Source organism: Bacillus sp. JAS24-2, assembly GCF_008274905.1.
Taxonomy (GTDB): domain Bacteria; phylum Bacillota; class Bacilli; order Bacillales; family Bacillaceae_G; genus Bacillus_A; species Bacillus_A cereus.
This window is the reverse complement of the sequence record NZ_CP031068.1, coordinates 654,387-681,106: the sequence shown is the minus strand read 5'-3', so window position 1 is coordinate 681,106 and position 26,720 is coordinate 654,387. Positions and strand designations below refer to the sequence as shown.

Genomic DNA, 26,720 nt, shown 5'->3' with positions numbered 1-26,720 from the left:
TTTTTTACTTCTTCGCCTTCGTTCCTACTAAATCACCAGCAACAACATAACGCTTAGAATTGTCCTTTACAGATACACATGTAATAAGCGTTATCTCATCTTTCCCATGATCCTCTACAACTTCCCACTTATCAGGAGTCACTTCAGATACACCAGTAACCGCATACTCATATTCATTTTCATTGTCATACAAATAAATTTTATCGCCTTTTTTCAAAGAAGCTATATCACTAAATAAAACACCTTTTTTAGACATATTATGTCCTGCTAATGCGTAATTTCCTTTTCCCATAACTTGATTCTCTTTTACTGTCGCTGCACCTGATAATAAGTTTTTTTCAGTAGAAGCTTTTAAAACAGGCAGTTCTACTGAAACACTTGGAATCGAAATACGACCAATTACTTGTTTCTTATCTAATGATGCATTCGCTACTTCCGCCAAGTCTGGTTGATTAATTTTGGAAGCATCTACAAATTCCGTCTCATGCTTTTCATAATCCATCTTTTGAACAGCCTGCACATTTTCAGTCTGTTTCTTTTCAGCCTGATATCCATCATAAAATGGCTTTCCAATTAACACGCCACCTACAACAAATAGCAGAATTGCTACTATACTATAAATTCTTTGCTTATTCATACACAGTTCCTTTCCCTTACAAAATCTTACTCTATATAAAATGATAAAATAATATCGCTATATGTACAAGTATTAGCTTAAAAAGAAACCTTCTTGCCGGTGCAAGAAGGTTTCTTTTTAAGCTAATTTATTTCTGTATAGTGATACGTGAAATACTGTCATTTGAATAAAGAAAATAGAAAATAGAATATATAATGGGTATCCAGGAAGATATTCATTAATAATAGGCGAAAAAGTTAAAAATCCAACTGCACAAGGTAACACAAACCATAACGATACAAATGTTGTTCTACAAGCTTTATCCGTAATCGCTTTTTCACGTTCATCTTCTAGTGGAAATAATAATGGATACATCCAAAAAGATAAATTCTTATATTTTTTCTTTTGAATTCTATAAAAAATTGTAACTATAATTGCTCCAATAAATAATAAAATGAATGGTACTCCATTAAACCATACTTCAAATGGGAATTTCTCGTTTTTAATTATATGTGCTAACTCTGTAATAACACTATAAAATTCAACAAATGTCCAGCATGCTAAAGCAGTATAAAGCACGTTTATGATATAAGAAAAAACAATTCTATTCATCCTCTTCCCCCTCCTTATTTAAAACAAACACGTCTTCCATCTTTAACTGGAACACATCACAAATCGTAAGTGCTAATAACAATGAAGGAACGTAATCCCCTTTTTCAATTGCAGCAATTGTTTGTCTCGTTACTCCAACCTTTTCTGCTAATACACTTTGCGTAAAATTAAAACGAGCTCTTAATTCTTTTACTCTGTTTAAAATGGCCAAATTTACCACCTCTCACCATTATTGTATGCTATCCTTAACAAAATGTAAACTTAACTTAACATTATTATTATAAAAAAATCCAACTCTACGTATTGTAAAGTTGGATTACGTGTTAGTTTAAAATTGTAACTTTAACTGTTCTTCTGCCCCAACTACTTGATGAACCTTTATCTGGCATTAAAACATCAATTCTATGCCCCTTAATAGCTCCACCAGTATCGGCTGCAATTGCTACTCCATAACCTTCAACATTTACAGTCTTACCTAATGGAATAACATTTGGATCTACAGCAATTAATTTCATTCCTGGGTTTGCAGTTAAGTTATAGTGTCCCCATGCAGAAAATACTTGTTGACCTGGTGCATAACCATTTTCCCCTGGATCAGCTGTATAAGCTGTAGCTTCTACATAAATTTCTTTCCCACCAGCAGTTGGCTTAGAAATTGGTTCAGGTTTTGCAGGTTCTACCTTCGAATTATTATTAGCAACTGGTTCAGCTGGTTTACTAGCTTTTTCCTGCTTTTGCTTTTCAGCAATTTCTGCTTGTGCTTTCGCAAAAGCTTCTTGCTCTGCTTTTGCAGCTGCTTCTGCTTTTGCACGCTCTTCCGCTGCGATTCTTGCTGCTTCTTGCTCACGAGCAATCGTTTCTTGTACTGTCTTCATATTTGATTCAATTTTAGCTTTTTCTTCCGCTGCTAAATTAAGTTGACTTGCAACTTCATTATATTTAGCTTGAACTGTTTGTAAGTTATCTTGACGCTTTTTCAAGTTATCTTGCAGTTCAGCTTGCGCTTTTGCTAATTTTTGTTTGTCTACTACTAAAGATGCTTCTTTTTCGTCAATTGTTTTCTTATCTTCTTCAATTTGACGAAGATCTTGTTCTTGTAGACGTAAAATTTCTTTATCAGCTTCTAGAATAGTAGAAACTGCGTTCATACGTTGTAAGAAGTCTGCAAAGTTTTTTGATTCTACTACAACTTCTACTACTAAACTTGTATTTGAACTGTTTTGAACAGAAACCATACGTTTTCTCATAATATCTTTACGAGCAAGGACTTTATCCTCCAAAACGACAATTTCTTGCTTTTTTTGCTCAATCTGCTTATGTGTTTCATCGATTTTACGTTGAATAGCAGCTTGATCCTCTTTATTTTTTGCAATTGTATTATTTAAATTATGTAGTTCGTTTTCGATACCTTTAATTTCTTTACTAACAGCTTGCTTCTCTTGCTCTTTCTTTTGCATTTCTGCATCGTTTTGTTGCAATTGCTGTTGCATGTTGTTAAGTTTCTCGTCGTTTGACTCTGCTTTAACAGCGACTGTACTAGAAAGACCGATAATTCCTGCTAATACTAGACAGCTGATTCGCTTAAAATAGTTCATAATCCGACTCCCTTCTTATACAGTTATACATGATTTATTTTACAGTTTGTTTACAAAACGATTAAATACAGTTTATTTTTCGTGACGAAAAAAAGAGAATTATGAATAAAATGTAATAGATTCTTAAATATTTAACAATTCCTATATTTAAAAAATACAAAAGATGCTAAAATCCAAATATAGAGAAAATATAACTTTCGAAGGCGGTTGAAATAAATACATGTTTACTCAAAAAAAATCACTCCAACATACAATTGCTCAATTAGAAGAGCGTATACAAGAATTAGAAGCAGAATTAAAACAAAAAGATATTGAAAAGCAAGAGACTATTTCTACTATCCACGATCGTGTACAAAGCGTTGTACAAGAGCATCAACTTGTAAATAACCAACACAATACACTTCAAAATTTAGTTCAACAGTTAAGTTCATGTTTCGAAAATGTTTCAACACGTACGACACATTCCAATGAGTTAAATAATGAAATGTTACAAAAGGAACAAAGCTTAATTCAGTCTATTGCAGAAATTATTGACTGCTCTAATGAAGGAAAAGAATCCGTTCACCGCTTACTTATTGTAATTAATAAATTAGGTGAACAATCTCAACGCACGTCTAATAGTATGAATCATCTAAGCGAACGTTCAAAGGAAATCGAGCAAATTGTAGAAGTCATTCAAAACATTGCAGCACAAACAAATTTACTTGCATTAAATGCGAGTATTGAAGCCGCGCGTGCTGGAGAGCACGGTAAAGGATTCGCTGTCGTTGCCAATGAAGTAAGAAAACTAGCGGAAAGTACAGCAGAAAGTACAAAAAACATCGGCAACTTAACGAAAAAAATTCAAGAAGAAATTGAAAAAGCATATGATAACACAAAAGATAATTTACATTTAGTCGATGAAGGTGTAGAAATGAGCGCCGATACAAATGCTAGAATTGAAAATATTTTAGTTATGATTCAAACGTTACAAAATGGTGCTACAAATGTTATTAAGGCTATCGAAAACCAAAAGTCTTGTAATGATGACATATTACGAGAATTTGCTAACACACAACAAATGTTCCATAAATTAAATACTACTATTATGAATCATATTCATGATGCTGAAAAAGTCGATGTTCAATTGTCTAAAAGTCTTCAAGGAACAGTGACTTCTTAATTAAAATTAAGAATCCCTTATACTGCTATAAGGGATTTTTATTTTATTTTGAATATTTATTTCTTTTCAATATTCATCCATATCTTTGTTATAATGGAAAAGTTGTTTCTTTCAACTAATAAACAAGGAGGTTATTATGGAACAATTTTACTACGTTTTAAAATATTTAATTCTCGGTCTGTTCCAAGGACTAACAGAACCAATTCCGATTTCTTCAAGTGGTCATCTCGTTTTAGCACAACATTTGCTAGGACTAAAAATAGAAGGGTTTAGCTTCGAACTACTTGTTAATTCAGCTTCATTATTAGCTGTATTACTTATTTATAGAAATGATTTAATTCGTCTAACGAAGAATGGTCTCTCTTATATATTTACAAGAGCAGAAGACGCAAAATCAGATTTCTTCTTTATTATTTATCTTGTTATTGCAACCATTCCAGCAGGTGTTATTGGTGTTTTATTTAAAGATTACATCGATCAGTACTTAAAAGGTGTGAAGATGGTTGGGGTTTCCCTTCTTATTACTGCTGTCGGCCTTTGGATTATTAGAAATTTACGCGGTCGTAAAAATGATGGCGACCTTTCTATGAAAGATGCAATCATCGTCGGATTAGCACAAGCTTGCGCACTGATTCCCGGAATAAGCCGATCTGGTGCCACAATCGTAGCAGCAATGTTACTTGGTATGAAGCAAGAAACAGCTCTTCGCTTCTCATTCTTACTATACATTCCTGTTAGCTTAGGTGGCTTATTGTTAAGCATTACAGACATTGCAAATGACCCAAATCTAGACACATTATTCGTACCATATGTCGTTGCATTCATCGCAACATTTATCATGACGTATATTTCACTAAAATGGTTTATGAACATTATGGCAAAAGGAAATTTAAAATATTTCTCTTTCTATTGTATTATCGTAGGTGTACTTACTCTTATTTTCTTATAAAGTAAAACTTACAAATTAAAAGCGAGTCATCTAGTGTAATAGAATGACTCGCTTTTTTATACCTTTATTAAGTTAAAACCTATTATTTACTTATAATTTTCAGAATAGTATAATATTTATCAAGTTCACTATTACAGTAATTCTATCTTTCCTACTATTATCGTAAAAGAGGTGTTTATATGTTTATAGTTACTAAACTCATTCACATTAAGTACGAATATGAAAATGAGCTACTTTATGGGCTTAAACAATATTATCCTTCCCCCGGAACGAACGGTTGTATTAACATAGAGTTTTCACCTGTTCATCGTACAAATGATAAGGCAGAGTATATGATTCGTATGTTATGGAAAACACATCAAGATTACCATACATGGCTTTCTCAAAAAGAAGGCAATGAAACTTTGAAGCACAAAATACAAGGCTATATCCTTTCTTCCAAATCAAATGCTACCTATGTGCATTAATCCTTCTCTTTTTATTCCTTACGAGGGCCAAAATGATAAAGTTAAATTAATCAGCCCTCATCAATTGGGCTGTTCACAAATAACGAGATAAGGACCCTCTTACTTTTCATACTGCAAGAAGGCTTCTCTTATGCATACACTTTCTTCTCTTGACAATACAAACGAATAACATGTTTATTTTGTTGAAATACATCATGCGTCAGCCGAATAATAATAAAGTTTCGTTTTGTTTGATCATCATGAACAAAAATCTGTTCTCCCTCCTGAAAACGCCATGCACTTTCAAAAGTCGTAATATGATCCCCACTTACAGAAAAAAGTTCATATCGCATCTCTTGTACCCTCTCTCAACTTATATAATCACAATATCCTTATATTAAATTTATTATAACTTAATCCCTATCAAATTAGTAATTTTTTCTATTTCGAAAGGTTTTAACTTTGTATTTAAATATTTTTAGCGCTATAATGATAAACGAATTTTTATTGAAAGGAGTTTTACTTTGACTGCATATTTATTTCCAGTGAAAACAGCATTTATTTTATTTCCTTTTTTAGCAATGTTTCTTTTAATCCCTTTTTTAATATTTAATTATCGAAAATACGGTTATTTAAATAAATGGCGCTCATTTATTTTATACTCATTATTACTTTACTTATTAAATGCCTATTTTCTTGTTATTTTGCCGTTGCCACAAACGTTTGATACTTGTAGCCTACAACCGGCTAATACACAACACATGCAACTCGCACCATTTTATTTCATACAAGAGATTAGTAGTCATACATCGGCAGTTTTAACGAAACCAGCTACTTATTTCTACTTATTAAAAGAGTCTGCGTTTTTACAAGTTGCCTTTAACGTTCTATTAACTGTTCCATTCGGTATTTACTTACGTTATTATTTCCGACGTAGTTTCTTACAAACAATTTGCATTTCCTTTTTCCTTTCACTATTTTTCGAGCTAACACAAGTGACTGGATTATACGGTATATACAATTGTGCATACCGATTATTTGATATCGATGATTTGTTTTTAAATACATTAGGTGGCGTAATTGGTTTTATCATTGCACCAATATTTACGTACTTCCTTCCGAAGACAAACGAGTTAGATAGTCATATTGATTTGGAAACGAAACCAGTCGGATTCATTCGTCGCCTTATCGCGATGCAAATTGATTGGATTTTCTTATCTATCGTCGTACCTGTCGTTAAAAACAAAGGAAATTCTTTCTTCGTTTCTAATATGCAATCTTACACCAATATGTATGAACTCATTTTCATTACGTGTTCAATCCTTATTTACTTTATTATTATTCCATACTTTACTAACGGAAAAACAATTGGGAAAGCATTGCTTCGCATTCACGTGAAAGGAAAATCAAATCGTATTACATTAAAAGAACTATTTATTCGCTACGGTATATTTTATTTTGCATTAGGTGGAATCAATTATATTCTTTCTAGTAGCTCTATTTTAAATCACACAGAGCCTTTAGTATTACTCGTTACATTATTATTCCTATTCATCATTAACGGCCTATTTATTATTCATGTTTTACTGCATGTATTTAGCCGTGATAAACTACTATTTTATGAACATATTAGTCATACAAGAAATGCAATTACACTAAAAAAAGGTGACAAATAATTATTTGTCACCTTTTTCATATACATAATGTGAAACTTTAATTAGCCCTCACCTAACTTCTTTGCTTCCACTGAATTTTGAGGTAGGGGTCTTACTGCCTGACAAATAGCGGGATAAATAACTTCTCCGCATAAGGATTAAAAAACATTCCAAGTTCATCTAGAGATTTCCTCACCTGTAAAAACGAATGAAACTCTGGATATATATATTGTAATTGTTCATACGATAATGTATGCATTTTCCCCCAATGTGGACGCCCTTCATACTTCAGAAAAATCTTTTCCACTTCGCCAAAGTAAGCAGCATATTTCATACCTTTATACATATGAACAGCGATATATGCTGAATCTCTTCCATAGGCCGGACTAAGCCATATATCATCCCCTTTCACATAGCGGCATTCGATTGGGAAGTGCACCTTATACTTTTTCTTTTCAATAAGATTTGAGATTTCTTCTACAACCGTCCTCATATACTTTGAAGGAATGCTATACTCCATTTCATAAAATGGCACCGTACGTGATGTAGCAAATACTTCATAGCTCGGGCCAATTATTTTTGTGTTTGGTACAGCTTTAGCTGATAACCGACTCACGCCTTTACTTATAGAAGGAAACCATTTACATCCTTTAGATAGTAAAGAGAACATCCTATTTTCAAGTAACTCCACCTTTAGTTTATGCCATTTCAAATCACTGCCTTTATTCGTTGTTTCGTTCGTAAGTTTCACTTGTACTTCATCAGAATAAGGAAAAACGAAAAATTCAAAATGACGATGCTTCTTATATTCTTCTAGTTTGTTCATTACAGTGGATAATGACTGTTTTTCACTTTCATAAACGAGTGAATACGCTGGAATAACCTTCAATTTTATCTTTACAATGATACCTAACATTCCAAGTGACAACTGAAACGCTCTCCAATATTCTACGTTCTCAGCTTCCGAACAAACTATACTCTCACCATTAGATAGAACTGCCGTAATCTCTATAACTTGTGTTGATAAACTCCCAAAGGTAATACCCGTTCCATGAGTCCCCGTACTAATCGCTCCTGCAATAGATTGCGAATCAATATCCCCTAAATTTTCTTGCGCATAACCTTTTTCCTCAAGTAACTTCCCTAAATCATATAACTTTGTTCCTGCCCATACTTCAGCAACCATCTTCTCTGCATCAATATTCACAATACCCTTCAATTCATCTAAAGAAACTAAAACTTCTTCCGTTTGCACAAGGGGGGTAAACGAGTGTCCTGAACCGACAACACGAATTTTCTTTCCCTTTTTTCGCGCAAGCCCCACAACTTCTACTACATCTTGTATACTTTCTGGATACATCGTATAATGCGGCGTTCCTTCTACATTCCCTGTCCAATTTCTCCACTTTTGTCCCTTTATAGAAAGCATTGGCCATCCCCCCGATATGTTGAATACTCCCCGACAATCTCTCCTTTTTTAACACGATATAAAAAAGGAAAGCGTTCACATAATTCACCAGCCTTACTATGACGAAACAAAATGGTCTCTCCTATATCCACTCGTTCCTCGCCGTTATAAAAAATTGGAGTTTGTACCTCGCCAGCACCTTCTAAAACTAATAATTTTGCACCCTTCGGTCTCCAAACTTCAGGCTCTTTATCTTTTCCAACTGCTCCTGAAGCAATATATCCACCACCTAGGCAAGTGTAAATAAACGGGACTGGTTTACGCACAACTGGTAAGGCAAATCCGACCGCTGGATGAAATTTCACCTCTTTATAATAATCAAACAGCTTCGGAGAATAAAAAGCAGAACCTATTGTAATCTCTGAAACTGAATTATCTTTCTCGGTTGTTTTTATGCTTCCTGTTCCGCCTCCATTTACAAACCTTAGCTCAATACCAATGTTTTGTATTGCTTTTACAATATGTTCTCTTCTTTCTTTAACTTCTAGCACTGATTTCTGCTTTAAATACGAAATCACTTTACTTTTCAACCATTGATTCGGTATATGATCTCCCACCCCAGCAATTTGAGCTTCATAACCCATCACACCATCTAACATTAAATATGATGACCTTCTCACCTTTTCTACTACTTTCAACGCATCCTGCACATTTTTTACTGGGGACCTTTGTACACCAAAATGAAATTGAAAGAAACGACTACTCATATCAATATCCAAACAAACACGAAAACATCCTTTAGATTTCTCAGCAATGTTTTCTAAATACACAATATGCTCTTCACAATCCACCATACAAGTTATAATGAAACCTTTCTTTGTTAACAAACTAATTTCATACAGAGCTCTTTCATCGTAAGCAGGATATCCAAGCAATAAATCATTAAATCCTTGTTCTATTAAAAATAAAATCTCTCTAGGTGAAAAGCACATAATACCTTGAAATCGATCATTTGCAGCTAGTATCTTTTGCATAATCGGAACAGAGCGTAACGATTTACTCGCTATACGAATCTTTTTATTTCCGCTTAACTCTATAATTGATTGAATATTTCTATCTAAAGCCACTTCATCCAAAAATGCACACGGTAATGGAACTTCTTTAAAAATTCCTCGATCCACATTTTTCTCTCCTCTTCTCAATATGTCTTATACATATTGGAAAGAAAGTGTGATTTTCCTGTTTGCAAATAAAAAAAGTTTCTTCTTTACGAAGAAACTTTTTGAAACTACTTCATAGAAATAGTCGCCTCTACTGGATAATGATCAGAGTAATCATTATACGTATATTTTTGGAACCATGATGTAACAGTCCATTGTGGAGATTTCGGCTGTAACACCTTATTCTCTATATACGATGGGTTCGCATGGTTTTTACTCGCAATAATATAATCTAAATACTCAGCAGGACTATCGGGGAAATTATATTTTGCAATACTGTTTGTCGTTGCGTCCCAAGTCGCTGTATGTCCAGTATAAGATGGTACAGAAGCGTTCAATGTTTTAAACATAGATGCATACTCTGAATCATTCTTGTTCTCTGCATTTATTTTATTTACGTTCATATCACCACCAATTAACACATACTCATTATTTGGTATATTTTTATTTTTAATAAAGTCTTGAATTTCTTTTAATTGGTCTGTACGTACAGATGCAGGTGAAGTTTTTCCGCACATGCTATCTTCCGCTTGCAAATGCGTACCAATCACGTGAATGAAACGATCATTTTTCTTAATTTTCGTGTATACAAATCCTTTATTCGATAAATTATCTGGCCCGCATCCTTTTGCAAATACATATTGAATCTTTTCAGCGATTGGCCATTTGCTCACAATCGCAACGCCACCATCTTCAGGAGTTGAAGATGAATAGTTTCCTAACGTCTTGTCCCATTCGCTACCACTACTACGACCTAATACCGCTGTTTGATTTGGATATTCTTTCTTCAAATTCCCTAATAAACGATCTGATGCGCTATTATCAAACACTTCATTTAATATAACTACGTCTTGATTCTTTATATAATCTGCCGCCCCGATTAAATCAGCACGCTCAGTTTGTCCCCAGTTCGGATATAAGTTTGTTGATAGCATATATACATTATGCGTCATCACTTTTAATGTATCGTTTTGATTTGTAGACGCTTCTGCTTGAGCTGACGTTCCGCTATATAAAGCTCCTAAACCAACACCTAAGCTAAGTACACCTTTTAGCAATTTACCTTTCACGTTTCACACCTCCATGTATTGTATAGTGATAAAAAGGCCAAATACTCTATTCTGAGATTTGACCTTTTTTAAATACTTAACGATTTCCGTACGTATCAAACCAAAGCTGAATATATCCAGCAGTAACACGTTGTGCATCCATTAAACGCTTACCTGTCATTGGTGTAACTTCAGCGCGCCATTTATCTGCATATTCTTGTGATACAGCAGCTCTCACGAACCAATCTTTCGTATTATCATTTACAATGCCAGCGTAATCTTGTTTCGCAACTACTGCCGCTCCATGAATCCAATCTTCTGGATTCGTACCTTTCCAGTTCCAATATCCATTTCCATCCGTTACTTTATAGTTATCTTTTATCGTATCTACAAAGTTTTCATATTTAGAATGGAACCCTTGTGGATACGAAAGGTTCGTAAAGTTTGCTGCATGCATCGGTTGGTTTACATCCCCTAGATAATGAAGAGATAATCCTAAATAGAAGAATGCTTGTTTCATATCTTTATTTTTGTAAGACTCACCAGCTAATTTAAAATACTTAGCTCCAGTTTCCTTTGCCTGCTTTGCATACGGAATATAAGTTTTCCCATTGTCAGGGTCATAGAAATGTGAAGCAAATGTGCTATTATCATAATAAGGATTTTCATAGTCAGCAGCATAAATACCGTTCTCTAACTCCGTACGCCATTCATTTAATAGTGCAACTCGATCTTGTTTTACAATTGTGGTATTACGAGACATAATATCAATTGCACGGTTTACAATCCATAAATGAGAATTCACGCCTTCTTTATGTTTATCTTCAGCAGACCAGCGCGGAATAACTCCAAATCTCTGTCCCCCATCATTTTCATGAGCAAATGCAACACTTTGTAATGGAGCAACTAATGTAATAGCTGCCGCTAAAGCAAGTACTTTCTTTTTCATATAAAATCCTCCATTTTATAATTGAATTATTGTAAACATTTTGTTAGGATCCTATGATGTCGTCCGGTTAACCTATGACTAGAATATCCCACCTTTCACGAAATTTCTATCAATAAATTAAAATATGCAAATGTTCATATCATTATAACTTTATACACAGTGAATATAATGAATGAATACACTTTCATTTTAATAAACTATTATTAAGGCTTGTCTAAACTAATGTAAAAAAAGAGTAAAGCATCTGAATGCTTTACTCTTTTTTTCTATTCGATAATATACTTGGCAATTGTACATTAACTGCTAACTTATGAATAAATCCAAACACTAATCCAATCCCAATAAATATGTATAAGATTGTAAATATCTTTCCGAAATCAGTTTGCGGACTAAAATTCCCATCACCGACAGTCGTCAACGTGACCACACTAAAATATAAAGCGTCAATAGGACGTAATTCTTCAACTGTACTATAAAAAATCGTACCCGATATTAAAGTCAAAATTGTTAATACGAATAATACTTGAAATTCTTTATCTTTCCACGCTCGTAAACAGGCTCTTAACATTCGCTTTAAAGTTAACAAAAATGAAAGCATTAGATTCTCCCTTCCAAACAAAAATACATTTAGTCAAAGGAAAGTCTATCACCTTTCAGTATAGAAAAAAAGTAGCCCTCTTCTATTTCTAGAAAAGGGCTACTCTATTCGATTCTATCTTATTTAGGTGAAACAAGAATTTTCACTTGTGTTTTATCTTTTACAAGTGCTTCAAATCCTTCTTCAACAACTTGATCGACTGTAATTTTTTTCGTAATTAATTTCTCTGCTTGAATTTGACCAGAGCTAATTAATTTAATAACAGCTGGGAAGATGTGACGGTATCCTAAAATACCAATAACTTCTTTTTCTTTTAATACTAAGTTATTTGGAGTAATTGTTGCGTCTTTTTCCCATACACTAACAATTACAGTTTGTCCTTCGAAGCTTGTACTTTCAATCGCTTGTCGTAGTACAACTTCAACACCTGTTACTTCAAAGCTAACATTTACACCTAAACCATTTGTTAAGTTACGAATTTCAGCTAACACATCTTGAGTTGCTGGATTTAATACATAATCCGCACCTGCTAATTTCGCTAACTCTTGACGTTCTTTAGAAAGTTCAACTGCAATAACAGGAGTCGCTCCTGCTGCTTTAGCTGCTTGGATAACAAGAAGTCCAATTGGACCGCAACCAAATACTGCTACAGCTTCCCCTTCTTTTAATTTACTTTGACGTACTGCATGAACTGCTACTGCTGCTGGTTCTACAAGCGCACCTTGTTCATACGTCATTTCATCTGGAATGTGATGAACCATATCTTCTGGTACTACTGTATATTCAGAGAAACCGCCGCCTTCTCCGCCAAGACCGTGGAAAACAAGTTGTTCACAAACATTGTAATGTCCATGTTTACAAGCTTCACATTTACCACAAGAATAAATTGGTTCTACAACAACGCGGTCTCCCACTTTATGAGATGTAACTCCTTCACCAATCTCTATTACCTCACCACTAAACTCATGACCTAAAATAACAGGTGCTTTCACATGTGTTAATGGATGTTCTTCTGTTGGAATAAAAATAGGCCCTGCTAAATATTCATGCAAGTCTGTCCCACAAATACCACACCATTTAACTTTGATTTTCACTGTTCCTGGTTTTACTGTTGGTTCTGGTACTTCTTCTACTCGTACATCACGTTGATTATGCCAAAGTAGTGCTTTCATTTTATACATCCCTCTCTATGTATATACTTAACCTGGTGAAGTTTACAATTCTATTATAATACTTCTATCCATATATTTCAAAAAAACAATCGCATCTCTACTAATTTTTTACAAATAACGTTCAATATTTTGTCACTTTGTACTTTTTTCCACATCTGTTAATTCAATTTCATTGCAGGTGAAATTAGCATTATGCCATAATAGCATAGGAGAGGTGAATATCGCTTGAAATATTTTATTTACTTTATCGTTATCGTGGCATTTTTAGATACATTTTCACAATTACCTATTATGAGTACTTTCGCTCAAAGCCTTGGAGGAACCCCTCTTATTATCGGGCTAGTTGTCGGTATGTACTCATTCGCTAATATGATCGGTAATATTATTGCTGGAGCAGCTGTCGATAAATTTGGTGCAAAAAAAATCCTTTATATAAGCATGGGAATTACGAGTTTCATAGTCTTGTTATACACCGTTGTTCAAAGTGGTGAACAACTATTAGTTGTTCGCTTTATGCATGGATTTAGTGATGGCTTTTTAATTCCTGCTGCCTTTACATTTTTATCAAAACAAACAAATGCAAAAAGACAAGGAAAAGCAATGGCTCTATCTGGTGCTGCTGTTGGAACAGCCGCAATCGTAGGACCGGCTTTCAGCGGTATTATGAAAGCAACAGCTGGCGTAGAATGGGTCTTCATTACTATTTCTATTTTAATGGCTCTTGGTACGATCGTATCTCTATTCTTCTTACCAAATAACGTATCAAGAAAAGATACATCAAGAACGCAAATGATGAACAAAGAAGATATGGTTGAACTTTTAAAATCAGAACCGTTATTACAAGCATATATTGGTGCTTTCACATTAATGTTTTCACAAGGAATTGTCACTTATATGTTACCAGTAAAAGTTGAGGCATTAGCGCTTAAAGCATCCACAACAGGCATGATGTTAAGTGTATTTGGTATAACTGCTATCCTCTTCTTCTTGCTTCCAACAAATCGTATTTACGATCGATTTAATCGTTCGAAACTAATGCTAATCGGAATTGCAGTTATGGCATTCGCATTATCTTTACTCGGATTATTTGCTACAAAAGGTATGCTCTTTATCGTAATGATGATTTATGGAATTGGATTCGCAATCCTCTTCCCGTCTATTAACGCTTTACTCGTTGAAAATACTACAGACGATAATCGCGGAAAGGCATTCGGATTATTTTATGCCTTCTTCTCATTAGGAGTTGTTGCTGGCTCCTTTACAGTCGGCGCAATCGGAGCATCACCTAGCATCAGCTTCATTATCGGGACAGCATTTTTATTAACATTTGCTGGGATGATTTATGTAAGAAGCAAAGTAAAAAAGACAATGATGGGATAATCCATCGTTGTCTTTTTTAAAATGCATATTGATATAATCCGTAATATAATGGAAACGTTGGAATAATTCCAATTACTTTAAATATAAAAGGTAACGGCTCATCTCGCTCCTCATATAAACGAAAAACAAAAACTGCAGTTAAAGTCCAAATGACGCTAAACAAGAAGATACATTTCCAAACAATTGAGGTTAATATTTGTATATCAAATACAAAACCAAAGAGCCCTATCCACGTAATAATAGAAACTACAAAGTCAAACTTTTGAATTGGTGTTTGAAACATGCCCCTTACTAACGAAATAATAGCTAACATTGCTACAATAACTAAATATATTTTCCAAAGCATTATGATAATCTCCTATTCAATTCAACTTTTAACTTTCAATAAGCCGTATTTAATAAACAATATAGCATTATATTTTTCATAGAAATAATACAATGGATAACAAAATAAGAAGAAAATAAGTACAGTTGGTACATCATCTATAATAGAAAAATATTTTACTAGTAATTCCTTAATACTCTCTCCAATTATAATAAACAGTGGAATGATACAAATTGCTGCTAATATTAAGCACGGTGTGATTCTCATTTCTTTTAACTTCACCTTGCAGTGTGGACATCTGAATGAAAAAGGATGCGGGAGATCAATAATATGTTGCGCAGTAATCTCTCCTTCACACTGTGGACATTCAATTATTTCTTTCATTTAACTCAACTCCTTTCTATCTACAAAAAGAGCACTATCCAATAGCGCTCTTTTACTGCCGAATATATTACTTTTGTGTGTAACCAAGTAACAATGTAAATAAATTAAACTGTAAAGGCAATACTACATTTCTTCTTTTACAAAAAAGGTGTATAAATACCGACGATACTTCGACAATTTCCTCGGAAATATTTCCTTTCTCCACATAATTTGATACACTACATATGAACAGAGACTTGTATTACATAAGCTAAAATAATAACTTACTGTACAAATTAAAAAGCACACTCTTCATATGAAGAATGTGCTTTTATGTTATTAGCGTTTAATCCAAACAGCGCCTGCCGATTTATCTTCTGCCTGTCCAACAACTTGGAATTTAAGTCCAAGGTTTGGAACTTTTCTTCCTGCGTCTGCAATTTGCTTGTTACTATATACTTTTGAATCATCAAAAGTTGTAACACCTTGTAATCCAGAATAGTTAAACTGACCACGTGTTAATGAATTTACACTCCATGCTGGTGTTTTATCAAATGAAAATGCAGCATCTGCAATTTGCATGCCCGTATTACCGTATGCTGGTTTCCCGTTTAAATTACCAACTAGCGCTTCTGGATGAGAGTCAACAACACCAAGGAATCCTTCACCTGGATGCATCCCAACCCAGTTATCTTTAAAGCTATCATCTGCATACCAAACGACAAGACCTGTATTGTACACTGGACCTTTTCCTGCTTTTAATCCATTATCTGATCCCGCATAGTTTCTCCATTCTAAATAGTAATAATGAGCTTTCTTCTCTGTCCCATCAGAAACAACAAAACCATTTAAATTCATTTTAGAATTTCCTTCTGCATCATCAGAAAATACAACTTGTCCATCAACAGTTACATTTACATTATCCATCGCAAAACCTTTATATGTTACAGCCGGATCTGTAATATAGTCGAATTGTAGTTTCACTTTTTTGCCTTTAAATTGACTTAAATCATATGATTTATCAATCCATTTCCCATCTGTTGTATCTTTATCTCCTTGGACTACTTTTTCTCCAAGTCTATCAATTAACGTCTTCGTTCCATCTTCTGTTACTGCATGTACTTCGACGAAATCGCACTCTGCTTCTAACTCATAATTTGCTTTATAATCGAATTTTGCATTTGTTCCCTTTGTTAAATCAAAGAATGGTGTCTCTAACGTTGTATGCATATCATCGCCTCTTGTACTATAATATGCATGCTTTCCAAACTCCGGTTTAATCGTTTCAACACTTTTACCTGGTAAGTTAACACGTACAACGCCTGGACGATTTGATTTCGTAACACTTTGATCAATATAGGTAGGAACTCCCACACCACTCTTAATTTTATCGTAATCTACTTCTAATATTTTTGCCCAGTTGCCACCCATATTCTTTTGTAAGAAGTCTTTATTTTGTGGTGAAAAACTAGTCGGCTCTGTTCCTGCGATTTTCCCTGTCCAACTACCTCCACTCATTAATGACCAAGCTTCGACTGGTGAACCATTTCCAGTATATTTCGTGTCATATTCATCTGGTAATCCAAGATCATGTCCAAATTCATGTGCAAACACACCTACAGCTCCATCTTCTGGTTCAATTGTGTAATCATGTGCTGCTACTTTACCACCAAAGTATTCTACCTTTGATTTCGTACCTTCAATCGCTACTGGATCTACTGCTAATTTTGAACGATGTGACCAGATCGCATCATCACCTAATTTACCGCCACCAGCTTCTTGACCAACACCAGCATGGATTACCATTAAATGATCAATTACACCGTCAGGTTCATTTTGATTCCCGTCCCTGTTTGTATCATATCTATCAAATTGATCAAACTGGGATAAATCTAGTCCTTTCTCAGCAGCTGCATGCAAAGCTTCTTTCACTAAATCACGTGCACCTTTCGGACCTTTATTATCGTGACCACTGCTACCATCAGCTCCATAATCAGATGCTTTTCCTGGAACAGTTAGCCACTCCGTTACATATCCATCTGTCGTATAACTACCACCAGACTGCTCTTCATAGTATTGTTTAAACGTTTTTACTTTTGAACCATCAAATAAAGTATAAGGCTCATTACCGAACAACATCTTTTGATAATGTTCTCTACTAAAGTCTTTCGAATACATATAACCTGGTGTTTGATCAATATTATTATGTTTATAATCACTAAATTCAACGAGTAGCACTAATACTTTATCTGATCGAACAGATCCCTTATATGGAGCTTGCTTTGCTTTTGAAGTTGGAACTTGCCCATTCAATTGATTTTTATTTGGTTCTGGCTTTTGCTCAAGGCTAACATTTTTTTCAGCTTTTTTTACATTTTCCTTTTCTTCCATCTTTTTCTCTTTTACTTTTTTTGTGAAATCAGACGTTTCTTGTGAGTGAGCATCTGGAAGAATTTCTTTATTCGCCTGATCTCCTTGTTTCTTTTCAATATATTGCTCAACAGCTTTTTTCGTCTCTTCTTTAGAAGATGATGGATTAATTGTTCCTCTTTCTTTCAGTGCTTCCGCTAAACGATCTTCTTGAATTAAATTGTAATCAATTGGTGTTGTAGATACATTATCTTTCTTTTTTGCTGCCGTTTCTGCATATGCTAACGGAGCACTCATTACAGATGTACATCCGATAATTGCCGCAATTGCTAATGATGACAACACTTTAAATGGTGCTTTTCTTCTCATTCTATTTCTCCCCTTTTATAAAACTTAAAATTCAGATAAATTGGTGCGTTTTTGTCGAAATCTCTGTTTACTACCCTCCCTATATAAAAAGACATAATTCTATAAACATTAAGCTTTTTGTTATAGAATCATGCCCTCCAGTTTTCTGGTCAGACCCTCTATCTTTTTATCCCTTGGTTCAATTAATAATCAGTGGGGGGATGAACAAAGCCCCCACTGATTAAAGTTTCACTTTATGTCGAAATATGAAAAATAAAGAGTTATGTGATATATATTAAATATCTTATATAACAAATTTAAAAGACAATATGCAAAATTGCATGAAAATTCTTTTAAATAAAAAAAGAATCCTAGTCAATTAAACTAGGATTCTTGCTTTTCTATTATTTCTCTTGTGTTTTTTCCCAATCAGCTAAGAATTTCTCAATTCCTTGATCTGTTAATGGGTGCTTCACTAATGAAGCAATTACGTTTGCTGGGATTGTTGCAATATGTGCACCGTTTAATGCTGCGTCAGTTACGTGAACACTGTGACGTACAGATGCTGCAATGATTTCTGTTTCGATGCCATGAATTGCAAAGATTTCTGCGATTTGACGAATTAAGTCCATACCGTTATGACCGATATCGTCTAAGCGACCTAAGAATGGTGAAACGTATGTTGCACCAGCACGAGCTGCAAGTAATGCTTGAACTGCTGAGAACACTAATGTAACGTTTGTACGAATTCCTAAATCAGAGAACGCTTTTACTGCTTTTAAACCTTCTGTTGTCATTGGGACTTTTACTACAACGTTTGGAGCAATCTTCGCTAGTTCTTTTCCTTCTTCAATCATCTTATCAGCTTCTAAGCTAATTACTTCTGCACTTACAGGTCCTTCTACAACGTTGCAAATTTCACGAATGCGTTCGTGGAAATCTACGCCTTCTTTTGCTACAAGTGATGGATTTGTCGTTACTCCAGCTAATACACCTAATTCATTTGCCTCTTTAATTTCGTTAACGTTTGCTGTATCAATAAAGAATTTCATTTGTTGTTCTTCCTTCCTAATTTTCATTTTATATTTATTTATTTTTCTTAATAAGCTCTAATTCAATCGGAATAGATTTGTCCACTTTTTTACCTTGTGTTATCTCTTTTGCTGTTTGCATCGCCTTCTCCCCGATTAATTCCGGTTTTTGAGCAACTGTTGCAGCCATACGCCCATCGTTAACCGCTTTCACTGCATCGTCTGTTGCATCAAATCCAACAACGACTACATCTGTTTTTCCAGCAGACTTCAATGCTTCAAGTGCACCTAATGCCATCTCATCGTTATGAGCAAATACAGCTTTAATATTGCTATTTGCTTGCAAAATGTTTTCCATAACAGATAATCCTTTCGCTCTATCAAAATCAGCTGCTTGTTTTGCAACTACTTTTAAAGACTTATCGGCTACGTTATGGAATCCTTTCCCACGTTCACGAGCAGCGGAAGATCCAGGGATTCCTTCTAACTCAGCAACGTTTGCTCCTTCGCCAACTAATTCACGAATGTAATCACTAGCCATTTGACCACCTTCGATATTGTTAGAAGCAATGTGAGAAACAACCTTACCTGAATTCGCAACGCGGTCTACTGTAATAACAGGAACATTTGCTGCATTTGCCGCACTTACTGCTGAAGCAACAGCATCTGAATCGGTCGGATTAATAACAACTACATCGACACCCTTTTGAATTAAATCTTCAACATCGTTCGTTTGCTTTGCTGCATCATTTTGTGCATCAACAGCAATTAATTCGATGCCACTATCTTTCGCTTTCTTTTCTGCACCCTTTTTCAAAGTTACAAAAAAGGGATTATTTAAAGTTGAAACAGAGAATCCAACTTTAATAGTTTTATTTCGACCTTTATCGCTAGAATCCTTTGCCCATTCTGGCGGTTCCATTGAACAACCAGCAGTAATGACCATAATACATGCAACGAGTATAAGTAACCATTTCTTCATGAACTGTCCCTCCATTACGCTTCTTTTCTGCGATCAATTAATACAGCTAGTAAGATTACAAGTCCTTTTACAACTTGTTGGAAGAAAGAAGATACACCTAATAAATTTAAACCGTTATTTAATACACCGATAATAAGTACACCGATGAATGTACCAACAATCCATCCTCTTCCCCCAGAAAGACTTGTTCCACCTAATACAACTGCTGCAATTGCATCTAATTCATAAGAAGTACCTGCAGTCGGCTGTGCAGAATCTAATCGTGATGTTAAGACAATACCTGCAAGCGCTGCCAAAATTCCGGAAAGACCGTAAATCATTACTTTAATTCTCGTAACATTAATACCTGATAGTGCTGCTGCTTCTTCATTTCCACCAATTGCAAATGTACGGCGACCAAATGTCGTTTTCTTCAAAATGAAGTACAGTACTGCGAAAGCGATCATCATTGTAACAGCTGGTACCGGAATACCAAGAAAATAACCGCGGCCAAACATTTGGAACATTAAATGATCACCAAGACCAGTGATCGGACGTCCGTCCATATAAACAAGCGTCAACCCACGAAAAATAGTCATTGTTGCCAAAGTTGCAATAAATGGAGCTACTTTTCCTTTCGCAATGATGATACCGTTTACAATTCCCATTACAAGACCTGCTAATAATCCAACTGCCATTGCAAGGAACGGATCCATGCCACTTGCCATCATTCCAGCAACAAGTGCACTTGATAATGCTAAAATAGAACCTACCGATAAGTCAATACCCCCTGTTAAAATTACGAAGGTCATTCCGAATGCAATAAGCGCATTAATCGATACTTGACGCAGTATATTAAATAAATTTGGAATTTCAATAAACGCTGGATTTAAAGCTGTAATTACGACGATAATTAATACTAAACCGATTAAAGAACCGAGTTGTTGTAATACATTCCCCTTCTTAGTCATCCTTACTCTCCCCCTGTAGCTAGTGCCATAATAGACTCTTGTGATGCCTCATCTTTCCCTAAAATTCCGCCTACTTTTCCTTCATGAATAACAAGAACACGATCACTCATCCCTAAAACTTCTGGAAGCTCAGATGATACCATAATAACGGCATCTCCTTGCTCCGTAAGCTTATTCATAATAGAGTAAATTTCTTTTTTCGCTCCAACATCAACACCCCTTGTTGGTTCATCTAAAATGAGTAACTGCGGATGAATGCCTAGCCATTTTGCGATTACAACCTTTTGCTGATTTCCACCAGAAAGAGATTTCACTGCCTGCTCTCCGCTAGATGCTTTCACATTAAGAAGTTTCATCATATCCGCCGTAAACTGTTGTTCTAGCTCGTTGCTTAGAACACTTCCCTTTGAAAGACTTTCTAAATTCGGTAAAGCTAAATTTTCTCGAATTGAAAAATCTAACACTAATCCTTCAGACTTTCTATCTTCTGTAATGAAAGCAATTCTTTGTCTAATTGCATCTATTGGACTATCAATCTTTACTTCTTGTCCATTTATAAAAATTTGTCCAGAGTCTAAAGGTTCATAACCAAATATCGCTTTCATAATATCAGTGCGACCAGCCCCCATCAAACCAGCTACACCAAGGATTTCACCTTTCCTCACTTGAAACGAAACATTTTCAAATTTCCCTTTCTTCGTTCCGTTACGCATTTCAAAAATGACATCACCAATTTGACTATTTCGCTCTGGGTAACGTTCACCAATGCTGCGCCCCACCATCATACTCACTACTTCATCAAATGATGTTTCTGGAATTAATCTCTTTCCGACGAATTCTCCATCACGCAAAATCGTAATAGCATCACATATTGAGAAAATCTCTTCCATACGATGCGAAATGTACACGAATGAAACACCTTCTTTACGTAACTTATTGATTACTGTAAAGAGCGTTTCGATTTCACGATCCGTCAGTGCCGCAGTAGGTTCATCCATAATAATAACGCTCGCGTTTGTCATTAATGCTTTCGCAATTTCGATAATTTGCTGTTGTCCAACCGATAATTCCTCTGCTAACATAGCGCCTCTTACATGCAACCCTAACTCCGCTAGTTGCTGCTGCGCAATCGCGTTCATTTGTCGAGTGCGTAAAATACCTGTTTTCCCATACATTAACTCTTTGCCGAGAAACATATTTTCAGCTACTGTTAAATTCGGCAATATGTTTAGTTCTTGATGTATAAATGCGATGCCGTACTCTTCAGCTTCTTTCGCATTTTTAAAGGTGCGCTCTTGCCCATCGATCGTGATTGTCCCACCATCTTCTTTGTATACACCTGTTAAAATCTTCATGAGCGTTGATTTACCCGCTCCATTTTCCCCCATCAATGCATGGACTTCTCCTGTTTCAATCATAAACTGTGCATTCTTCAAAACAGGATTTCCATTGAACGCCTTTGAAATGTTTTTCATTTCAATATGCATTCCCATCACTTCCCTTTATTAAAAAATCACGCCTGCATGTAAAATTACATTTGCATAAGGCGTAGCCTCGCCTGTACGAATAATCGCCTTCGCTTTCTTTGTATGCTCTTTAAATTGCTCATGAGATACATACTCAAATGCTGGCTCTATTAATTTCTGCTCTATTTCTTTATTTACTTCCGCATTATTTATAATAACTTCTTCTGCTAACGTCACTTTTTCGATTGCCATATCATCAGCTACCACTTGCAATACATCTAAAAAGCTAGGTTTTCCAATTTCAACAGCTAAATCAATTCTTTTTACTCCGTCAGGAATTGGTAAACCGCAATCAGCAATTACAATCGTATCCGTATGCCCAAGTAAAGCAAGGATTGATGCAATCTCACTGTTTAATACGCCGTGTTTCTTCATCCAACAATCACCTGCACTTCACGTACTTTATCTCTCGTTGGCATGCCGCCTTGCGCCCCAAGTTTCGTTACAGAAAGACCACCGGCAATATTCGCGAAACGAATTGCTTTTTGAAGTGTCTCTCCTTCAGAAAGTGCAACTGCTAACGCACCATTAAATGTATCACCAGCTCCAGTTGTATCCACTACATCAACAGCAATGCTAGGAACATGTACAATCTCCGTGCCATTATGGAAACGAACACCGTTAGAACCTTCTGTCATCAATAATTTATTGGGATACTTCGCCAATAAATCTTCAATTGGTGATGTAAAATCATCTAATACGATGCGGCACTCATGTTCATTTGGCGTAATATAAGTCGCTTTTTCTAAAATTTCTTCTGATAAAACTTGTGCTGGCGCTGGATTCAACATAACAGGAATATTATGTTCCTCACAAATAGCCAATACATATTTTACTGTTTCAAGTGGAATTTCTAGTTGAAGAACAACCATATCCGCTTTTACAAGAAGGTCTTTGGAGCGATCTACAACTGACTTATTTACAAGAGCATTCGCCCCTTGTACGACAACAATACTGTTATCTTCTTCTGCTAAAACGATATGAGCAATTCCTGTCGTTCTATCTGTAACCGGTACCACATAATCGATAAAAATGCGTTCGTTCTCTAGATTTTTTCTAACTACTGTTCCATAATCATCATTTCCTACCGCTCCAACCATTGCTACATTTGCTCCTAATCTAGCTGCAGCAACTGCTTGGTTTGCTCCTTTCCCTCCTGGAATTGTATGAAACGCTTCACCAATTACTGTTTCTCCTGCTTTCGGCCGTTTTTTTGAAACAGCCACTAAGTCCATTGAAATGCTCCCTACTACTGCAATATTTGGCATCTGTTTCATCTCCTTACTTCGTTGTATTTCGTTCTATAATTTCAATCGGCAAACGATAGTGTTTCTCTTTTAATGTATTTCCTTCCATTTGCTCTAACAACAACTCTGTTGCAATTTTCCCCATTTCATATATTGGTTGTGCAACTGTCGTAATAGATGGATACATCATTTCCGTTAAAGAAATGCCATCAAATCCGATAATTTGCAAATCATTTGGAATGACAATCCCCTTTTGAAGTGCAGCCTTTACAATACCGATCGCAATTAAATCATTCCCAGCAACAATACCATCAATATGCGGGTATTCTTCTAATAATTCCATCGCTACACGCTCACTATTTGCTGGATCAAACGTACTCTCTGCAATCATATACGAAAGATTATTTTGCGTAATAACGTCTACAAAACCTTCAAAGCGTTCATTTGCAGTACTCACATCACGTGGACCGCGAATATGTGCAATATGTTTACATCCTTTATCTAGTAACAACTTTGTCGCAGCCTGACTTCCTGCATAGTTATCTGCATATACAGTAGGAATACGCTCATTAAACATACGGTCAATCGCAACAACTGGAACAGATACATTCATGTAATTAACACTATTTTGTGGATTCGTTGCTACAATAAATCCATCTACATTATTTTGTCTAAGTACATCAATATATTGTTTCTCTTTTTCTAAACTTTCATCAGAGTTACAAAGGACAACTGTGTAACCTTGTTTATGTGCTACATCTTCTACGGCACGTGCAACTTCCGGAAAGAATGGATTCACGATATTTGGAACAACTAAGCCAATTAAACGAGACTTTTTATTATACAGTGAACGCGCTACTGTACTAGGCTTATAATCTAACATCTCAATTGCACGTTCTACCTTTTTTAATGTATCTTCGTGAACATATCCATTTTTATTTAGAACTCTGGAAACGGTCGCAACAGATACTCCCGCTAATTTCGCAACGTCTTTGATCGTACTCATTCTCTTTTCTCCTCATTTCATGTAACCGTTTACAGAAAATAATATAACGTATTTCTAAAAATACGTCAATCATTTCTCACTAAAAAGCTTTTAAGGTTATACTCAAAAAAGCACCGCCATAAGGCGATGCTTCTTCATTACGAGTATGATACAGTTTTTTCTTTTTCTTCTACAACAGGCTCTTTAGCATCTTTTTTACGATCTGATAATTTAATTTTTTGTAAGAAAATCGTAAAGATGGCACCTACTACGATAAATACTAATCCTGTTAAGAATACAGTATGAAGCGAGTCTACTAAAGAGTTTTTCAAAATAGGTACAATACTGTTAGCGAACGCTTCTGGCATTTGTTTTAATGCCTCTGGGCTAAATAGCATCGAATATAAACCTTGTGGATCTGTGTGAATCATATCTTTAAATTTCGTTACCATTTGTCCCGCTTCTTTCGGGAATGTATCTAATACAGGTACTAAATTCTTTGTTAATGTCGTACCTGAAGTGTTATTCATAATTGATCCTAAAATTGTAATACCAAATGTACCACCGATTTGTCGGAAGAACTGACTTGATGATGTTACAACACCAAGGTCTTTTTTCGGGAAGCTTTCTTGTAACGCTAATGTTAATGTCGGCATTACAAGACCCATTCCTAAACCGATAACCATCATATAAGAAGTAGCTGTAAGCTTCGTTGTGTGCATATCCATCGTTGTTAATAACCAGAAACCACCGGCCATAATAAGCATACCTGCGATAATTTGTGGTTTTACACCAACTTTTAATACAAGTTGCCCACCGATAATACTCATCACAATCATTGTAATCATCATTGGAGTCATAATTGTTCCTGATTCAGCAGCACTTACTCCTACAATACCTTGCATGAAGAATGGTACGAACATAATCGCGCCGAACATTCCAATACTCATAAAGAATCCAATCGCATTCAGTATTGTAAATGTGCGATTTTTAAAGAAATGCATTGGTAAAATTGGCTCTTCAGCTTTCGTTTCAACGATAACAAAGCTAACGATACCAATTACAGCTAGTGCAAATAAACCGATAATTTGCCAAGAATCCCATGCATAATCTTTTCCGCCAAACGTTAGCGCAAGTAATAAACTTACAACACCGAGAATCATCGTAAAGATTCCAGCGATATCAATTTTAATTGGTCCTGTTTGTTTATGCGATTTTAATCCCATTGCAATAAAGATTGTTGCTAAAATACCAACCGGTAAGTTAATGTAGAATACCCATCTCCAGTTCACTGCATCTACAATCCAACCACCAACTTGCGGTCCAATTACAGAAGCAAGACCGTATAACGCACCAAAAATACCTTGCCATTTCGCACGTTCTTTTCCCGTGAACATATCTCCAATAATAATCATAGCCATTGGCATCATAATACCGCCACCAAGACCTTGAATACCACGGAAAATAATTAATTCTGTCATACCATTCGCCATACCACATAACGCCGAACCAATCATGAAAATAACTAGCCCTGTTATATATACGTTACGACGACCAAGTAAATCCGCTAATTTACCTGCAATTGGTACAACTGTCGTTGATGTTAACATATAAGCTGTCGTTAACCATGTCATTAAACTTAATCCGCCTAGGTCACCGACGATACGTGGCATTGCTGTACCAACAATTGTTCCATCTAATGCAGCAAATAGCATCGCGATTACTAAACCGATTAACAACAACTTTCTATTTTGATTTTCTTGTTGCTCCATGTAATCTCCT

26 protein-coding genes and 1 pseudogene are annotated in these 26,720 nt (G+C 35.3%); 5 read left to right on the top strand and 22 right to left on the bottom strand.

Annotated features, from left to right (window positions below):
• Positions 1-4: 4 nt before the first annotated feature.
• The 4 genes from DN407_RS03510 to DN407_RS03495 all read right to left on the bottom strand — a co-directional run bounded on the left by DN407_RS03510 (position 5) and on the right by DN407_RS03495 (position 2,823).
• A complete protein-coding gene (locus tag DN407_RS03510) occupies positions 5-637 on the bottom strand; it encodes a class A sortase (protein WP_001041724.1) in 633 nt (210 codons plus the stop codon).
• 117 nt (positions 638-754) lie between these two features.
• Entirely contained in the window at positions 755-1,228 is a 474-nt protein-coding gene (locus DN407_RS03505; protein WP_001080044.1) for a DUF2178 domain-containing protein, read from the bottom strand.
• A complete protein-coding gene (locus DN407_RS03500; RefSeq protein WP_000996295.1) occupies positions 1,221-1,439 on the bottom strand; it encodes a helix-turn-helix transcriptional regulator in 219 nt (72 codons plus the stop codon). Before DN407_RS03500 ends, DN407_RS03505 begins: the two co-directional genes overlap by 8 nt.
• A gap of 112 nt (positions 1,440-1,551) precedes the next feature.
• Positions 1,552-2,823, bottom strand: a complete 1,272-nt coding sequence (locus DN407_RS03495) for a 3D domain-containing protein (RefSeq protein ID WP_149216018.1) — start codon at positions 2,821-2,823, stop codon at positions 1,552-1,554.
• 631 nt (positions 2,824-3,454) lie between these two features.
• On the opposite strand from DN407_RS03495, the pseudogene DN407_RS32890 reads away from it, so the two are divergent.
• The 3 genes and pseudogenes from DN407_RS32890 to DN407_RS03480 all read left to right on the top strand — a co-directional run.
• Positions 3,455-3,985, top strand: a pseudogene (locus DN407_RS32890) (methyl-accepting chemotaxis protein); the annotation flags it as partial.
• A 136-nt stretch (positions 3,986-4,121) separates the two neighbouring features.
• The gene (locus DN407_RS03485; protein ID WP_000434796.1) at positions 4,122-4,934 is read left to right on the top strand and encodes an undecaprenyl-diphosphate phosphatase; all 813 of its coding nucleotides are present in this window, start codon (positions 4,122-4,124) and stop codon (positions 4,932-4,934) included.
• Positions 4,935-5,113: 179 nt separating this feature from the next.
• A complete protein-coding gene (locus DN407_RS03480; RefSeq protein WP_149216017.1) occupies positions 5,114-5,401 on the top strand; it encodes a hypothetical protein in 288 nt (95 codons plus the stop codon).
• A gap of 128 nt (positions 5,402-5,529) precedes the next feature.
• On the opposite strand, the gene DN407_RS03475 is transcribed toward DN407_RS03480, so the two are convergent.
• Positions 5,530-5,733 (bottom strand): hypothetical protein, encoded by a 204-nt coding sequence (locus tag DN407_RS03475; RefSeq protein ID WP_001268332.1) that lies wholly within the window; start codon positions 5,731-5,733, stop codon positions 5,530-5,532.
• A gap of 171 nt (positions 5,734-5,904) precedes the next feature.
• Between DN407_RS03475 and DN407_RS03470 the strand changes: the two genes are divergently transcribed.
• Positions 5,905-7,056, top strand: a complete 1,152-nt coding sequence (locus tag DN407_RS03470; RefSeq protein ID WP_000128014.1) for a VanZ family protein — start codon at positions 5,905-5,907, stop codon at positions 7,054-7,056.
• A 91-nt stretch (positions 7,057-7,147) separates the two neighbouring features.
• Here DN407_RS03470 and DN407_RS03465 read toward each other — a convergent pair whose 3' ends face one another.
• The 6 genes from DN407_RS03465 to bdhA form a co-directional block, all read right to left on the bottom strand.
• A complete protein-coding gene (locus DN407_RS03465; RefSeq protein ID WP_000948950.1) occupies positions 7,148-8,464 on the bottom strand; it encodes a D-arabinono-1,4-lactone oxidase in 1,317 nt (438 codons plus the stop codon).
• Positions 8,452-9,624, bottom strand: a complete 1,173-nt coding sequence (locus DN407_RS03460; RefSeq protein WP_149216016.1) for an amino acid deaminase/aldolase — start codon at positions 9,622-9,624, stop codon at positions 8,452-8,454. The genes DN407_RS03465 and DN407_RS03460 overlap by 13 nt, the downstream gene beginning before the upstream one ends.
• Before the next feature lie 107 nt (positions 9,625-9,731).
• A complete protein-coding gene (gene sph / locus DN407_RS03455) occupies positions 9,732-10,733 on the bottom strand; it encodes a sphingomyelinase C (RefSeq protein WP_149216015.1) in 1,002 nt (333 codons plus the stop codon).
• 76 nt (positions 10,734-10,809) lie between these two features.
• Positions 10,810-11,661, bottom strand: coding sequence for a phospholipase CerA (cerA, locus tag DN407_RS03450; protein WP_149216014.1), 852 nt, complete (start codon positions 11,659-11,661; stop codon positions 10,810-10,812).
• A gap of 253 nt (positions 11,662-11,914) precedes the next feature.
• On the bottom strand, positions 11,915-12,259 hold the full coding sequence (locus tag DN407_RS03445; protein WP_000948209.1) for a potassium channel family protein: 345 nt from the start codon (positions 12,257-12,259) through the stop codon (positions 11,915-11,917).
• A gap of 119 nt (positions 12,260-12,378) precedes the next feature.
• Positions 12,379-13,431 (bottom strand): (R,R)-butanediol dehydrogenase, encoded by a 1,053-nt coding sequence (gene bdhA / locus DN407_RS03440; RefSeq protein WP_000645827.1) that lies wholly within the window; start codon positions 13,429-13,431, stop codon positions 12,379-12,381.
• Between the two features lie 225 nt (positions 13,432-13,656).
• On the opposite strand from bdhA, the gene DN407_RS03435 reads away from it, so the two are divergent.
• Positions 13,657-14,811 carry an MFS transporter gene (locus tag DN407_RS03435; RefSeq protein ID WP_000873271.1) on the top strand — a complete coding sequence of 385 codons (1,155 nt, stop codon included), beginning with the start codon at positions 13,657-13,659 and terminating at the stop codon, positions 14,809-14,811.
• A 16-nt stretch (positions 14,812-14,827) separates the two neighbouring features.
• Here the strand turns inward: DN407_RS03435 and DN407_RS03430 are convergent, their stop codons facing one another.
• The 11 genes from DN407_RS03430 to DN407_RS03380 form a co-directional block, all read right to left on the bottom strand.
• Complete coding sequence (locus DN407_RS03430) at positions 14,828-15,157, bottom strand: hypothetical protein (protein WP_149216013.1); 330 nt, start codon at positions 15,155-15,157, stop codon at positions 14,828-14,830.
• A gap of 21 nt (positions 15,158-15,178) precedes the next feature.
• The gene (locus DN407_RS03425; protein ID WP_000658666.1) at positions 15,179-15,520 is read right to left on the bottom strand and encodes a hypothetical protein; all 342 of its coding nucleotides are present in this window, start codon (positions 15,518-15,520) and stop codon (positions 15,179-15,181) included.
• A 318-nt stretch (positions 15,521-15,838) separates the two neighbouring features.
• Positions 15,839-18,238, bottom strand: coding sequence for a M6 family metalloprotease immune inhibitor InhA2 (gene inhA2, locus DN407_RS03420; RefSeq protein WP_149216012.1), 2,400 nt, complete (start codon positions 18,236-18,238; stop codon positions 15,839-15,841).
• Between the two features lie 383 nt (positions 18,239-18,621).
• A complete protein-coding gene (fsa, locus tag DN407_RS03415; RefSeq protein WP_000667698.1) occupies positions 18,622-19,269 on the bottom strand; it encodes a fructose-6-phosphate aldolase in 648 nt (215 codons plus the stop codon).
• Between the two features lie 34 nt (positions 19,270-19,303).
• A complete protein-coding gene (gene rbsB, locus DN407_RS03410; RefSeq protein WP_000758980.1) occupies positions 19,304-20,230 on the bottom strand; it encodes a ribose ABC transporter substrate-binding protein RbsB in 927 nt (308 codons plus the stop codon).
• Positions 20,231-20,244: 14 nt separating this feature from the next.
• Positions 20,245-21,180 (bottom strand): ABC transporter permease subunit, encoded by a 936-nt coding sequence (locus DN407_RS03405; protein WP_000162129.1) that lies wholly within the window; start codon positions 21,178-21,180, stop codon positions 20,245-20,247.
• Positions 21,181-21,182: 2 nt separating this feature from the next.
• Positions 21,183-22,667 carry a ribose ABC transporter ATP-binding protein RbsA gene (gene rbsA / locus DN407_RS03400; protein WP_149216011.1) on the bottom strand — a complete coding sequence of 495 codons (1,485 nt, stop codon included), beginning with the start codon at positions 22,665-22,667 and terminating at the stop codon, positions 21,183-21,185.
• Positions 22,668-22,685: 18 nt separating this feature from the next.
• Positions 22,686-23,081: a D-ribose pyranase gene (gene rbsD / locus DN407_RS03395; RefSeq protein ID WP_000716154.1), complete on the bottom strand. Its 396-nt coding sequence runs from the start codon at positions 23,079-23,081 to the stop codon at positions 22,686-22,688.
• On the bottom strand, positions 23,078-23,974 hold the full coding sequence (gene rbsK / locus DN407_RS03390; RefSeq protein ID WP_001132864.1) for a ribokinase: 897 nt from the start codon (positions 23,972-23,974) through the stop codon (positions 23,078-23,080). The genes rbsD and rbsK overlap by 4 nt, the downstream gene beginning before the upstream one ends.
• A gap of 13 nt (positions 23,975-23,987) precedes the next feature.
• Entirely contained in the window at positions 23,988-24,959 is a 972-nt protein-coding gene (gene rbsR / locus DN407_RS03385) for a ribose operon transcriptional repressor RbsR (protein ID WP_047385621.1), read from the bottom strand.
• A 137-nt stretch (positions 24,960-25,096) separates the two neighbouring features.
• Positions 25,097-26,710: an MDR family MFS transporter gene (locus DN407_RS03380; RefSeq protein ID WP_000437646.1), complete on the bottom strand. Its 1,614-nt coding sequence runs from the start codon at positions 26,708-26,710 to the stop codon at positions 25,097-25,099.
• Positions 26,711-26,720 lie beyond the last annotated feature (10 nt).